The following is a 13,446-nucleotide window of genomic DNA, read 5'->3' as shown; positions in this document are numbered from 1 at the left end:
GGACATTACCGTGAGCCAAATCGCCTTCTGGGGTGCCGTGGAGCTGGGACTGGTCTTCGCTTTCGTGGCGATCGGCGTTTACCTCGCTTTCCGGGTGCTTGATTTTCCTGACCTGACCGTGGACGGTTCGTTTCCGCTTGGGGCTGCCGTGGCAGCCGTGCTGATCATCGCCGGTCTGAATGCCTGGGTCGCGACGGCGATTGCGATGGTGGCCGGTGCGGCTGCCGGCATCGTGACCGCCACACTCAATGTGCGTTTCAAGATTCTGAACCTGCTTGCCTCGATCCTGACGATGATCGCACTGTTTTCGGTCAACCTGCGCGTGATGGGAAAGCCGAATGTCGCGCTGCTCAATCAGGACACGATGATATCGCCGTTTTACGGCCTCGGCCTTTCTGAATATCTGGTGCGGCCGCTCTTCGTCGGCGCTTTGGTGCTGATTGCTGTCATTCTCGTCTGGCGTTTCCTTGAAAGCGATGCGGGTCTTGCCATGCGCGCGACGGGTGCCAATGCCCGGATGGCGCGGGCGCAGGGCGTGAAGACCGGTAGCCAGATCTATCTTGGCATGGCGCTTTCAAATGCGCTTGTGGCTCTTGGTGGTGCGCTGTTTGCCCAGACCAATGGTTTTGCGGATGTGACTTCCGGTGTCGGCACCATTGTTGTCGGGCTTGCGGCCGTCATCATCGGTGAAACCCTGTTTGGCGCGCGCGGCATCCTGATCGCGCTGATCGGCTGTGTCTTCGGCTCCATCGCCTATCGTCTCGCCATCCAGCTTGCTCTGTCGAGTGATGTGTTGGGTCTCAAGGCGTCCGATCTCAATTTTGTAACGGCGGTACTGGTGGCCATCGCATTGATCCTGCCCCGACTGCGCCGTGGGGGAGCAACATCGTGATTTCGCTTTCCGACATCCAGGTCGTCTTCGGGCGCGGCACGCCACTGCAGAAGCAGGCGCTGTCCAAGATAGACCTCACCATTGAGGATGGTTCGTTCGTTACGGTCATCGGTTCCAATGGTGCGGGCAAATCGACACTTCTCGGTGTTCTGGCCGGCGATGTGCTGCCTACGGCAGGCAGGGTGATGATCGGTGGCGCCGATGTTACCCGCAAGCCGACCGCCAGCCGGGCGGGGCGGGTGGCACGCGTGTTTCAGGACCCGCTGGCGGGCAGTTGCGGCGCGCTTACCATCGAGGAAAACCTCGCGCTGGCGACATCACGTGGTGAACGTCGCGGTCTTTTGCCTGCGCTCGGACGTGGCCGGCGGGATTTTTTCAAGGAGCGTATCGCTTCGCTCAATCTCGGTCTGGAAAATCGTCTGAAGGACCGCATGGACCTTCTGTCGGGTGGCCAGAGGCAGGCGGTCTCTCTCGTCATGGCGACACTGTCAGGCTCGGACGTGCTTCTATTGGACGAACATACGGCAGCGCTCGATCCCGGCATGGCGGAATTCGTGATGGAATTGACCCGCAAGGTGGTATCGGAGCGCAAGCTGACGACGCTGATGGTCACCCATTCCATGCGTCAGGCGCTGGACTATGGCACGCGCACGATCATGCTGCATGCCGGTGAGATCGTGCTCGACGTTTCCGGTGACAGCCGCAAGGATCTTGAGGTGGAGGATCTGATCGACATGTTCCGCAAGATACGCGGCCAGAAGCTCGATGACGATGAGTTGCTGATTGGTTGATTCTAAAAAAGGCGCCGTAAGGCGCCTTTTGTTTGCCGTCAGCGGGCCTGCGTGAAGAAAATCTTCACGGCGAAAAGCGAAAAGACGCCGGCGATCGTATAATCCAGTCCGCGCAGAATTTTCCGGTTGCTTTGCAGCCAGGCGGAGAGAACATCTGCGGCGATCACGATGCCGATGCCGATCGGCAGTGCGACGATGATTGACCAGATGCCGAGGAAAATCAGCTTGCCGGTCACATGCGGATCAGATGCGCTGACGAATTGCGGCAGGAAGGTCATGAAGAAGATGATGATCTTCGGGTTCAGCAGGTTGACCCAGATGCCGTTCAGCAGGGCGGATTTGAGGGAGGCCTGCGCTTTTTCGCCGGTGCCTTTGACCATCACGAAATCCGAGCCCTTGCGGATCGCCTGAATGGCGAGCCAGACAAGATAAGCGGCTCCGCCGGTCTTCAGGATCATGAAAGCCGTCGGCGAGGCGACGATGAGGGCGGCGACACCGAAGGCGACCAGCATCGTGTGCACGGTGATGCCGATATTGGTTCCTACCAGGGTCATGAAGCCCGCCGCCCGGCCTTCGCGCAGGGAGCGGCTGATCCAGAGCGTCATGTCCGGACCCGGCGTTACCGCCAGGAGAAGGATGGCGATGGTGAAGGCGATCAGTGTTGGCAGGCTTGGAACGAAATCCATCGCGGCACCCGTAAAGCTGGAGAGGGCCGTTGTTTAACGTGATTGCGGATTTCTGCCAATGTTTTTGAGTGGCGGCCCTAGCGCAGTGGTGGATTAAGCAGGGCGGGGCACCGCAATTTTCAGATCGCGGCGGCCCCTTGGCGTCAGTTCTTGAGAAAGCTGGTGAAGGCGGCGGAATATTCCGTGTGCCAGCGCGAGAGCGGCGGGCGGTTCTGGACGATATCATAGGCCGCCCAGAGAATGCGTTTCTCGTCCGTCGGGCGGTCAACCTCGCCATCCGGGCAGAGAATGTAGAAATCGCCCCGGCCAATGCTTTCGAGCATGAACTCGATGGTCTGTTCGCCGGTCCAGGCGCCTTCCGGTTTTTCCGTTCTGCCGTGGGCTGTAAGGCCTGTGAAGACGAAGCCGGGGATGAGGAGATGGGCGGAAACTCTACCATTTGGAACATTGCGCAACTCGTGCTGAAGCGCTTCCGTGAAGGTTTTGACGCCCGATTTCGAGACATTGTAGGCGGGATCGCCGGGAGGCGTGGTGATGCCCTGTTTCGAGCCGGTGTTGATGATGAGTGCCGGCTCACCATGGGCGATCATGCCCTGACCGAAGACACGGCTGCCATTCACAACGCCCATCAGATTGACGCTGATAATCTTTTCCCAGTTGGCCTGGGGACCGAAAATGGCGCTGCCAGGCTGGATGCCGGCATTGTTCATGAGGACGTGAACGCGCCCGAAACGCTGAATTACGGCGCGTTCCAGCGCCTCCAGCTCATCGAGTTTCGAGACGTCGGTTGGGATCGCAACGATTTGCGCCTCGCCGTCCCGGGCAAGTGCCAGAACGTCCGCATGCGCGGCGGCGAGTTTCTCGCCATCGAGATCGACGAGCACGACACTCATGCCGAAACCGGCGAATTTGCGGGCGGCGGCGAGTCCGATGCCAGAGGCCGCACCTGTTATGACGGCGACATTATCTTCCTTGAATGCGGGGTGGATGGTCGTCATAGGTTTCTCCTTCGCGTCGTTTCTGCTGTTTCCAGCGGTTTGCAACGTTGCCTGAACCTGAGTGGCTTCATTCACGGTTTTCAAGTCGATCGCGCCGCTTCATCATAAAGCGCGAATTTTCTAAATGCATGTGACACCGGCTTCGTTCCCCTCGGTGTAGCTGTCGTCACGTGCGTCACGCGTGTCCATCAATTGTTTTGTCGCTTATCTCACGGAAAAGCGCTTCACACATTTCGGGTTGCACTGTAAAAGTGCCGAAATCCCAAGGAAATGGCGGTGTCCCGATGCCGTCATCATGCAGATGGACATCACTATGGCACTCCCGAAAGACGTTAAGAAAGTCGTTCTCGCCTATTCCGGCGGCCTCGACACCTCGATCATTCTGAAATGGCTTCAGACGGAACTCGGCGCTGAGGTCGTTACCTTCACCGCCGATCTCGGCCAGGGCGAAGAGCTTGAGCCGGCACGCAAGAAGGCCGAGATGCTGGGCATCAAGGAAATTTTCATCGAGGACGTCCGTGAAGAGTTCGTGCGCGATTTCGTGTTTCCGATGTTCCGCGCCAACGCCGTCTACGAAGGCGTCTATCTGCTCGGCACCTCCATTGCCCGGCCGCTGATTTCCAAGCACCTGATCGAAATCGCCAGGAAGACCGGCGCCGACGCCATCGCCCATGGTGCGACCGGCAAAGGCAACGACCAGGTCCGTTTCGAGCTTTCGGCCTATGCACTGAACCCTGACATCAAGATCATCGCCCCGTGGCGCGACTGGACGTTCAAGAGCCGTACCGACCTCCTGAACTTTGCCGAACAGCACCAGATTCCGGTTGCCAAGGACAAGAAGGGCGAAGCGCCATTCTCCGTGGACGCCAACCTGCTGCACTCCTCTTCCGAGGGCAAGGTTCTGGAAGACCCGGCGGTGGAAGCTCCTGAATATGTGCATATGCGCACGATCTCCCCGGAAGCCGCTCCCGACAAGGCAACCGTCATCAAGGTTGGTTTCCGAAAGGGTGATGCCTGCTCGATCAATGGTGTCGAGATGTCGCCTGCGACGCTTCTTGCCACGCTCAACAATTATGGCCGCGAAAACGGCATCGGACGTCTCGATCTGGTCGAGAATCGCTTCGTCGGCATGAAGTCGCGCGGCGTTTACGAAACGCCCGGCGGTACCATCCTTCTTGCCGCGCATCGCGCCATCGAGTCCATCACGCTCGACCGGGGTGCTGCGCATCTGAAGGACGAGCTGATGCCGCGCTACGCCGAGTTGATCTATTACGGCTTCTGGTTCTCGCCGGAGCGCGAAATGCTGCAGGCCCTGATCGACAAGAGCCAGGAGCATGTGGAAGGCGAAGTGACGCTGAAGCTCTATAAGGGCAACGTCATGGTAACCGGCCGCGAGAGTGCCAAGTCGCTCTACTCCGACGCGCTGGTGACCTTTGAGGACGACCACGGCGCTTATGACCAGAAGGATGCGGCAGGCTTCATCAAGCTCAATGCGCTGCGTCTTCGCACGTTGGCAAAGCGCAATCTCAGCAAGTAATTCTGTTCTTGAAAAAATAACGAAACCCGCTGGTGGTGACACCGGCGGGTTTTTTCATGTCGCTCTTCTGGAGACGATGCGGAAGCCGATGTAGCTGGCAACGGCTGTGAATTCCATCATGGGAATGATGACGCCGAAGCCGGTCAAAGGTGAACCGATGAGGGAGGCTGCAGCACCGCCGGCGAAGCCCGATCCCATCTGGATAAATCCCATCATGGCCGATGCCGAACCGGCGATATGCGGGAAGGGAGCAAGCGCTGCTGTCACCATCGAAGGGGTCAGCAGGGCGATGCCGACAGTCGCGACTGCAACGGGCCCCATGATCGAAAGGAACGATGGCGGCATCAGGAAAACTGACAATAAAATAAGGAGGCCGCCGGTTCCGGAAAAACAGAGGCCGATCACGACCGAGCGCCGGTCTCCCAGTCGGGGGGCGATGTAACGCAGGGCAATCGAGCCGAAGAAGTAGGCGCCTGTCTGCATCAGCATGCCGATGCCGAAGGCGGTGGGTGTCATGCCGACCTCGTTGATAAGGATGAAAGTCAGCATTGTGGCCTGCGCATAAAGCGCGCCGATGGAACCACCAAGCACCAATGCAGCCAGAAGGAAACGTGGCGCGCTGAGCAGCGTGCCATAGGCCGACAGGAGCCGCCTGGGCCGGATCAGACTCCTGTCCGGAACCGTTGTTTCCCGCAAAAAAATCACGACGGATAAAATGGCGATGGCTCCGAGGCCGACCATCAGAAAAAACACGGATTTCCAGCCGAAAGCCGCGAGTGAAAGTCCACCGATCGTCGGTCCGAGGGCAGGACCGACCGCCAGCATGATACCAATGAGATTCATGATGCTGGAGGCTTCGGCGCCGGTAAACTGGTCGCGCACCACGGCACGCGCCACCGTCATACCGACCGAAGCACCGATGCCCTGAACCAGCCGGGCGAAAAGCAGCACTTCGATCGTCGGCGCGGAAATGGCCACCAGGCCGCCGCCCAGAAAGATCAGGAGGAAGACGATGCTTGCCTTTCGCCGACCGAAGGCATCCGATGCCGGCCCGGCGAGCAGTTGCGCCAGCGCGAACCCGGCAAAATAGAGGGACAGGCTGAGCTTGACGGCGGACTGGTCAGTGGCAAAAACCCGCGTCAGTTCCGGCATGGCGGGTGTGTAAATCGCCATGGATATGGGCGCAAGCGCCGTCAAAAACGCACCAAGCATCGCCGTGCGTTTCGTGGACATGATCGGTTTTGGCGACATGGTGATCAGCCGTTCTGCCCCGGTTGTTCCGGCTGCAGATTGTCACGAAGGGTTTGCAGAAAGTGGCGGAACAGCGCCACCTCCTCGTCATTCAGGCCCTGGGTGGCGTGGCGGACGAGTTCATCTATTTCCTGCCGCACGGCTTCCAGCATGTCGGCTGAGGATTTGGTCAGCACAATACGCTTGGAGCGTCTGTCCTGCGGGTCCTGCTGCCGCTCGATGAGATCGAGGGACTGCAACTTATCAAGATAGGCGCAGATCGTCATGGGTTCTATTCCGAGGCGAGCGGCGATGTCCGACTGTTTGCTGCCGTCAACGACAGCGACCGTCAGCAGCGCGCGCGCCTCGCCGGGGGTCAGGCCCAGTCCGGCCTCGGATATACGGCGCTCAAAAGCACTGTTCAGCAGGCGTGCACCGCTGTTCAGCAAAAATGCCAATGAATCTTTTTCGCGTTTCGTGCCCATGCTTCGCCTTTTCGTAAGTCAGCCTTACTAAAATCCAGGCGATAATCAATGGTACACAAATCATATTACCGAAAATCGAGTAAACTATATGTCACTTCGATCGCAAGGTATCCCGCAACCCGGTCTAGGACCGTCACGCCAAAGCAAAAAAAGACAGAACGTCCTGCATTTTTTCAACCTCGTCTGCGGTGCCGATGGAACGGGCAATTTCAGCTCGGTCGGAAAAATAGGTCAGGAAGTCGAATTCCGTGTCCTCGGTCACATCAGCTATGTCGATGACCTCACCGCTGGCACTAAGGGTTTGTGCCGGAAGTTCGGACGAAAGTTCAAAAAGGGTGTCCTGGCTGATTTTTCCCGCATGGTAATAATCTCGGGCGATTTCGCGCAGGTCGCGCGGGCTGATGCGGGTAAAATCTATCCCTCTTACCGTCTCTTCAAAGCCTGAGGCTGCATCGGATTTTCCGGCCTTGCCGAAATCGGCAATGCCCACGGATCTTGCATTTCTGGAATTGTCCCTGAAAAGGAAATTATTAGAGGCCCTTAAAGAATAAATCTCCATAATACATATCTCCGTCATGGGATATTATTTAAAGAAGCAGACCATGATGTCGTCATATCGGTCAATACTTGGAAATGAAGGCGAGTGCGTATTCCACACCAAATTCCGATATTGAATTGGCGGCGGCGGCGTGCCCATATGGCTAAACCGGAATTGTACGAGGAACATGAAATGCCATCTGAGACCGCGCTTTATCCCGCACTCGTTCACTGGAACGGTCACAATGGTCTGCCAAAATTCGATTCAGTCAGGGATGAGGATTTCGCTCCGGCCTTTGACGCCGCACTTGGTTCCCATGAGCAGGAGATCGATGCGATCGCAGTCAATGTCGAGGCGCCGACATTTGTAAACACTGTAACTTGGCTTGAGGTCGCGGGTGACGATCTTTCACGCATTTCGGCGCTGTTCTGGAACAGGGCAGGAGCGAACACCAATGGCGTGATCCAGGCGCTGGAGCGGGAGATTGCTCCGAAAATGTCGCGGCACTACTCTAAGATCGGCATGAACGCGGCTCTGTTCAAGCGCATCGATACCTTGTGGGAAAAACGCGAGACACTTGGGCTGACGGGTGAGGAAAACCGTGTTCTCGAACGGCACTGGAAGGGTTTCGTGCGCTCCGGCGCGAAATTGCCGAAAGACCGGCAGGAGCGGCTGGCGGTGATCAATGAGGAGCTGGCCGGTCTCGGTGCAAAGTTCGGGCAGAATGTACTGGCGGATGAAAAGAACTGGAAGCTCTTGCTTTCCACGGAAGAGGAACTTGCCGGCATTCCCGGTTTTCTGCGCGACGCAATGGCGGGTGCGGCCCGTGAGCATGGCGAGGATGGCATGTTCGCCGTCACCCTTTCCCGTTCCATCATCGAGCCCTTCCTGACATTTTCCGAACGTCGAGACCTGCGTGAACAGGCCTTCAGGGCATGGGTGGCGCGCGGTGAAAACGGCGGCGAGACCGACAATCGAGAGATCGTCCGCCGCACGCTTGAACTGCGAGAGGAGAAGGCGAAGCTTCTCGGTTATGCGAATTTCGCCGCCTATAAGCTTGACGACACGATGGCAAAGACGCCCGATGCCGTGAACGGCCTTCTGGGGCAGGTCTGGGAAAAGGCCGTTCGCCGCGCGGGTGAGGAGGAGGCTGAGCTTGCCGCCATCATCGCCGCGGAGGGCAAAAACCACGACGTTCTGCCATGGGACTGGCGACATTACGCCGAAAAGCTCCGCGCTCAGAAATTCAATTTCTCCGAGGCGGAACTGAAACCTTATCTGCAGCTGGAAAAGATCATTGAAGCCTGCTTCGATGTGGCCGGGCGGCTGTTTGGAATTCGTGCCGTCGAGGTCAAGGGTGTCGCCGCCTATCACCCGGACGTCCGGGTTTTCGAGATCCGCGACGACCAGGGCGATCTGAAGGCCATGTTCCTCGGCGATTATTTCGCGCGGCCCTCAAAGCGATCAGGCGCATGGATGAGTTCGTTCCAATCGCAGCACAAGTTGCCGCTGAAAAATGGTACGGTTGGAGAAATCCCGATTATTTATAATGTCTGCAACTTCGCCAAACCGGCCGAAGGTAAGCCCGCGCTTCTTTCGCTTGACGATGCGCGTACACTCTTCCACGAATTCGGCCACGCGTTGCATGGCATGTTGTCCGATGTCACCTACCCCTCGGTGTCGGGAACGGGCGTATCGCGCGATTTCGTCGAATTGCCCTCGCAGCTTTACGAACACTGGCTGACTGTGCCGGAAATCCTGGAAAAATATGCCCTGCATTACGAAACCGGTGCCGCAATGCCGAAGGCGCTGCTGGACAAGGTTCTGGCTGCACAGACCTTCAATGCCGGCTTCAGCACGGTGGAGTTTACCTCTTCGGCGATTGTCGACATGGCGTTCCATACGCGCGACAGCGTCGACGACCCGATGGCCGTGCAGGGTGAGGTTCTTTCAACGCTCGACATGCCTGAATCCATCGTCATGCGCCATGCGACACCGCATTTTCAGCACGTTTTCTCCGGCGACGGTTATTCCGCTGGATATTATTCTTACATGTGGTCGGAAGTGCTGGATGCCGATGCCTTTTCCGCCTTCGAGGAAACCGGCAATGCCTTCGATAGCGATATGGCGCGGCGGCTGAAGGACAACATCTACTCCGTCGGTGGTTCCGTGGATCCCGAGGAAGCCTATCTCGCCTTCCGCGGCAAGATGCCGAGCCCGGACGCGATGCTTTCGAAGCGCGGTCTCCTATAAGAGACTGTCATATTTCTGAGCTAGAAGCTGAGCGCAGGGGGCTTATGACATGAGCCCCCCTTTCGCATTTGCAAAAAAAAGGTTATGAGCGCGCCAAACTAAATTGGCGTTTCTCATCAATATAGCGCCCAACCTCAGAGATTTTGAACAATGGCACTTCGCAACATCGCGATCATCGCGCACGTTGACCATGGAAAAACGACGCTTGTTGACGAGCTTCTGAAGCAATCCGGTTCGTTCCGTGAAAACCAGCGCGTGATGGAACGCGTGATGGATTCCAACGACATCGAAAAAGAGCGCGGCATCACCATTCTCGCCAAGGCCACCTCGATCGAGTGGAAAGATACCCGCATCAACATCGTCGACACCCCCGGCCACGCCGACTTCGGCGGTGAAGTCGAGCGTATCCTGTCGATGGTGGACGGCGCCATCGTTCTCGTTGACGCTGCCGAAGGCCCTATGCCGCAGACGAAGTTCGTGGTTGGCAAGGCGCTGAAGGTCGGCCTTCGCCCGATCGTCGCCATCAACAAGATCGACCGTCCGGATGCCCGCCATGAGGAAGTCGTAAACGAAGTCTTCGACCTTTTCGCGGCTCTGGATGCAACCGACGAGCAGCTCGACTTCCCGATCCTCTACGGCTCGGGCCGTTCCGGCTGGATGAACGTCAATCCGGAAGGCCCGACTGATGAAGGTCTTGCGCCGCTCCTCGATCTCGTCGTCAAGCACGTGCCGGAGCCCAAGGTTGAAGAAGGTCCGTTCCGCATGATCGGCACGATCCTCGAAGCCAACAACTTCCTCGGCCGCATCATCACCGGCCGTATCGCTTCCGGTTCGATCAAGCCGAACCAGGCGGTCAAGGTTCTCGGCCAGGATGGCAAGCTGATTGAAAATGGCCGCATCTCCAAGATTCTTGCTTTCCGTGGCATCGAGCGCACCTCGATCGAAGAAGCCCATGCAGGCGACATCGTCGCCATCGCAGGTCTCTCCAAGGGCACCGTCGCCGACACGTTCTGTGACCCGGCCGTCATGGAGCCGATGCAGGCGCAGCCGATCGATCCGCCAACCGTTACCATGTCCTTCATCGTCAACGATTCGCCGCTCGCCGGCACCGAAGGCGACAAGGTGACGAGCCGCGTCATCCGCGACCGTCTGTTCAAGGAGGCCGAAGGTAACGTTGCGCTGAAGATCGAAGAATCCGCCGACAAGGATTCCTTCTTCGTATCTGGCCGTGGCGAATTGCAGCTGGCGGTTCTGATCGAAAACATGCGCCGCGAAGGTTTTGAGCTTGCCGTTTCGCGTCCGCGCGTCGTCATGCACAAGGATGAGAACGGCCAGCTGATGGAGCCGGTCGAAGAAGTTGTCATCGACGTGGATGAGGAGCATTCCGGCGTCGTCGTGCAGAAGATGTCCGAGCGCAAGGCCGAAATGGTCGAGCTTCGCCCCTCGGGCGGCAACCGCGTCCGTCTGGTGTTCTTCGCGCCGACCCGTGGTCTGATCGGTTACCAGTCGGAACTTCTGACCGACACGCGCGGTACGGCCGTCATGAACCGCCTGTTCCACGACTACCAGCCTTACAAGGGCGAGATCGGCGGTCGCGTCAACGGCGTTCTGCTGTCGAACGAGTCGGGCGAAGCTGTTGCCTATGCTCTGTTCAACCTCGAAGATCGCGGCCCGATGATCATCGATGCCGGTGAGAAGGTTTATGCGGGCATGATCATCGGCATTCACAGCCGTGACAACGACCTCGACGTGAACGTGCTGAAGGGCAAGAAGCTCACCAACATCCGCGCCGCCGGCAAGGATGAAGCCGTGAAGCTCACCCCCCCGATCAAGTTCACGCTGGAGCGCGCGCTTTCCTGGATTCAGGATGACGAACTCGTTGAAGTCACGCCGAAGTCTATCCGTCTTCGCAAGCTCTATCTCGATCCGAATGACCGCAAGCGATTCGAAAAGGCAAAGCTTGCTGCCAGCTGATCGGTTCGATCCCTGTTTCGAAAACCCGGCCTTGCGCCGGGTTTTTTTATGCATTCTTTTTTATGTGTGCATGAGTCGAAAGGCGCTTTGCCAAAGGTTAAGGATGCGTTAATTTTTTCTGGTCGTCCACATGAATAGGCTGTGGGTAAGCTTGCCGGCGTTAACCTTTATGACTGGTAAGTTTCCGTGGCCGGGGCCAGAATCGCGTTATGAAAACGTTATCCATCGATGTTCGCCGTGCTGAACCGCATGATGCGCGCGCCATATCCGAGGCGCACCGTCTGTCGTGGCAACAGGCCTATGCCGGGCTTATCCCGCATCGGCCGTTGACGCAGATGCTCGAGCGCCGTGGCGAAATCTGGTGGAAAAAGGCAACCAAGGGTTCAGCAACCATGCTGGTGGTTGAAGTGGCGGGCGTTGTTGCCGGCTACGCGACGCTGGGCCTCAGCCGGGCGCGCGGACTGCCGCATGACGGCGAAATTTACGAACTCTATCTCCGTCCGGAATATCAGGGCATCGGCCTCGGATCACTGCTTTTCACGGAAGCGCGCCGGTTGCTGACCTCGCTTGGCTGCAACGGTATTGTCGTCTGGTGCCTTGAGGACAGCGATGTAGCCAATCGCTTTTTCCGCTCGCATGGCGGGCGCGACATTGCCGAAGGCATGGAAGATTTCGGTGGCAAATCACTTCGCAAGGTCGGTTTCGTCTGGAACTGACGGCGCAAATTCCGGGATTGTCGTTTCGCGTCCGGTCGTGACCGCATCGCTGGCACCCAATTTATCCATTATGCCTTATATGCCCACAGCCGTGTTGCAATGCGCAGACTTTCCCAGTATCGAAAACCAAATCCAACCCGCGAATGAGGGAAGCGAATGCGTATCGATGCAATTTCCGTAGGCAAAAATCCGCCGGAAGACGTTAATGTTATCGTTGAAGTGCCGGTCGGTGGACACCCGATCAAGTACGAGATGGACAAGGATGCCGGTGCGCTGATCGTTGATCGCTTCCTCTACACGCCGATGACCTATCCGGGTAACTATGGTTTCGTACCTCACACCCTGTCCGACGATGGCGATCCGATCGACGTTCTCATCTGCAACACCCGCCCGCTGGTACCGGGCTGCGTCATCAATGTTCGTCCCATCGGCGTGATGATCATGGAAGATGATGGCGGCAAGGACGAGAAGATTCTGGCGGTTCCGGTTCCGAAACTGACCCGTCGTTACGACAAGGTCAATAATTACACCGATCTTCCGGAAATCACGCTGAAGCAGATCGAGCACTTCTTCGAGCACTACAAGGATCTGGAGCCCGGCAAGTGGGTGAAGATGGGCGGTTGGCAGGATGTTGACGTTGCCAAGAAGCTGATCGTCGAAGCCATCGAGCGCTACAAGGCGCAGGGCTGATCTGGTCTAAAGCTTTTTCAATCGGTCTTCAAAATCCTCCGGGTCGGTGTCGATCCGGAGGATTTTTTTGCGCGCTGTTTCGCCCGAAACGAAGCTGATGGCGGTTTTGGGTACGCCAAGTTTCTTTGCCAGCAAAACAGTCAGGGCCTTGTTCGCCTTACCGCCTTCCGGCACGGCGCTGACCCGGGCCTTTAGCTGCGCGTTTCCGTCCGCATCGAGCTCGACTCCATCAATCGCGTCCCGCCCGCCATTCGGCGTGAGGCGAACGGAGAGCCGGATATGATCACCGTGTTTTTGCCAGCAGCCGTTCACGCGAACATCGGGTACAGCGTGTTCCACATGAAGGATCGGATGAAGAAGATGATCAGGAGCACGATGATCGGCGAAATGTCGATGCCACCGAGATTGGGCAGAACGCGACGGATGGGGCGCAGAACCGGTTCCGTGACATTGAACAGAAAGCTGCCGATGGCGTTCACGAACTGGTTGCGGGAATTGATGACGTTGAAGGCGTAAAGCCATGAAAAAATGGCGCTGCCAATCAGCACCCAGGTATAGAGGTTCAAGGCCAGATCGATGGTCTGAAACAGGGCAAGCATCAATATCTCCGTATCTTGGTTGCAAGACATTTAGACATTCGTCGCTGAACCGGCAAG

14 protein-coding genes are annotated in these 13,446 nt (G+C 57.6%); 7 read left to right on the top strand and 7 right to left on the bottom strand.

Annotated elements, in window-relative coordinates; genetic code table 11:
* Positions 1-10 precede the first annotated feature (10 nt).
* Together ACZ47E_RS11425 and ACZ47E_RS11420 are read left to right on the top strand one after the other, a co-directional pair.
* Positions 11-892, top strand: a complete 882-nt coding sequence (locus ACZ47E_RS11425; protein WP_004443879.1) for an ABC transporter permease — start codon at positions 11-13, stop codon at positions 890-892.
* Positions 889-1,683 carry an ABC transporter ATP-binding protein gene (locus tag ACZ47E_RS11420; protein ID WP_278067057.1) on the top strand — a complete coding sequence of 265 codons (795 nt, stop codon included), beginning with the start codon at positions 889-891 and terminating at the stop codon, positions 1,681-1,683. The genes ACZ47E_RS11425 and ACZ47E_RS11420 overlap by 4 nt, the downstream gene beginning before the upstream one ends.
* Positions 1,684-1,721: 38 nt before the next feature.
* Here ACZ47E_RS11420 and ACZ47E_RS11415 read toward each other — a convergent pair whose 3' ends face one another.
* Both ACZ47E_RS11415 and ACZ47E_RS11410 read right to left on the bottom strand, forming a co-directional pair.
* Positions 1,722-2,369, bottom strand: a complete 648-nt coding sequence (locus ACZ47E_RS11415; protein ID WP_278067056.1) for a LysE family translocator — start codon at positions 2,367-2,369, stop codon at positions 1,722-1,724.
* A 143-nt stretch (positions 2,370-2,512) separates the two neighbouring features.
* Positions 2,513-3,367, bottom strand: a complete 855-nt coding sequence (locus ACZ47E_RS11410; protein WP_004443871.1) for an SDR family NAD(P)-dependent oxidoreductase — start codon at positions 3,365-3,367, stop codon at positions 2,513-2,515.
* Positions 3,368-3,680: 313 nt separating this feature from the next.
* On the opposite strand from ACZ47E_RS11410, the gene ACZ47E_RS11405 reads away from it, so the two are divergent.
* A complete protein-coding gene (locus ACZ47E_RS11405; RefSeq protein ID WP_004443869.1) occupies positions 3,681-4,904 on the top strand; it encodes an argininosuccinate synthase in 1,224 nt (407 codons plus the stop codon).
* Between the two features lie 54 nt (positions 4,905-4,958).
* Here ACZ47E_RS11405 and ACZ47E_RS11400 read toward each other — a convergent pair whose 3' ends face one another.
* The 3 genes from ACZ47E_RS11400 to ACZ47E_RS11390 form a co-directional block, all read right to left on the bottom strand.
* Positions 4,959-6,155, bottom strand: coding sequence for a multidrug effflux MFS transporter (locus ACZ47E_RS11400; protein WP_004443867.1), 1,197 nt, complete (start codon positions 6,153-6,155; stop codon positions 4,959-4,961).
* Positions 6,156-6,160: 5 nt separating this feature from the next.
* Entirely contained in the window at positions 6,161-6,619 is a 459-nt protein-coding gene (locus ACZ47E_RS11395) for a MarR family winged helix-turn-helix transcriptional regulator (protein ID WP_006698248.1), read from the bottom strand.
* 133 nt (positions 6,620-6,752) lie between these two features.
* Positions 6,753-7,178 carry a hypothetical protein gene (locus ACZ47E_RS11390; protein WP_037090200.1) on the bottom strand — a complete coding sequence of 142 codons (426 nt, stop codon included), beginning with the start codon at positions 7,176-7,178 and terminating at the stop codon, positions 6,753-6,755.
* 171 nt (positions 7,179-7,349) lie between these two features.
* On the opposite strand from ACZ47E_RS11390, the gene ACZ47E_RS11385 reads away from it, so the two are divergent.
* The 4 genes from ACZ47E_RS11385 to ppa all read left to right on the top strand — a co-directional run bounded on the left by ACZ47E_RS11385 (position 7,350) and on the right by ppa (position 12,790).
* The gene (locus ACZ47E_RS11385; RefSeq protein WP_464016850.1) at positions 7,350-9,410 is read left to right on the top strand and encodes a M3 family metallopeptidase; all 2,061 of its coding nucleotides are present in this window, start codon (positions 7,350-7,352) and stop codon (positions 9,408-9,410) included.
* A gap of 150 nt (positions 9,411-9,560) precedes the next feature.
* Positions 9,561-11,384, top strand: coding sequence for a translational GTPase TypA (gene typA / locus ACZ47E_RS11380; protein WP_004443860.1), 1,824 nt, complete (start codon positions 9,561-9,563; stop codon positions 11,382-11,384).
* Positions 11,385-11,593: 209 nt separating this feature from the next.
* Positions 11,594-12,100, top strand: a complete 507-nt coding sequence (locus ACZ47E_RS11375; RefSeq protein WP_006698245.1) for a GNAT family N-acetyltransferase — start codon at positions 11,594-11,596, stop codon at positions 12,098-12,100.
* A 156-nt stretch (positions 12,101-12,256) separates the two neighbouring features.
* Positions 12,257-12,790 (top strand): inorganic diphosphatase, encoded by a 534-nt coding sequence (gene ppa / locus ACZ47E_RS11370; protein WP_004443856.1) that lies wholly within the window; start codon positions 12,257-12,259, stop codon positions 12,788-12,790.
* A 6-nt stretch (positions 12,791-12,796) separates the two neighbouring features.
* Here ppa and ACZ47E_RS11365 read toward each other — a convergent pair whose 3' ends face one another.
* Positions 12,797-13,102, bottom strand: coding sequence for a DUF167 domain-containing protein (locus ACZ47E_RS11365; protein WP_037090205.1), 306 nt, complete (start codon positions 13,100-13,102; stop codon positions 12,797-12,799).
* Positions 13,099-13,389, bottom strand: a complete 291-nt coding sequence (locus ACZ47E_RS11360) for a YggT family protein (RefSeq protein WP_004443850.1) — start codon at positions 13,387-13,389, stop codon at positions 13,099-13,101. The genes ACZ47E_RS11365 and ACZ47E_RS11360 overlap by 4 nt, the downstream gene beginning before the upstream one ends.
* Positions 13,390-13,446: the final 57 nt, after the last annotated feature.

This window comes from Agrobacterium sp. 5Ca39 (genome assembly GCF_055382365.1).
This window is presented reverse-complemented; position numbering and strand designations above follow the sequence as displayed.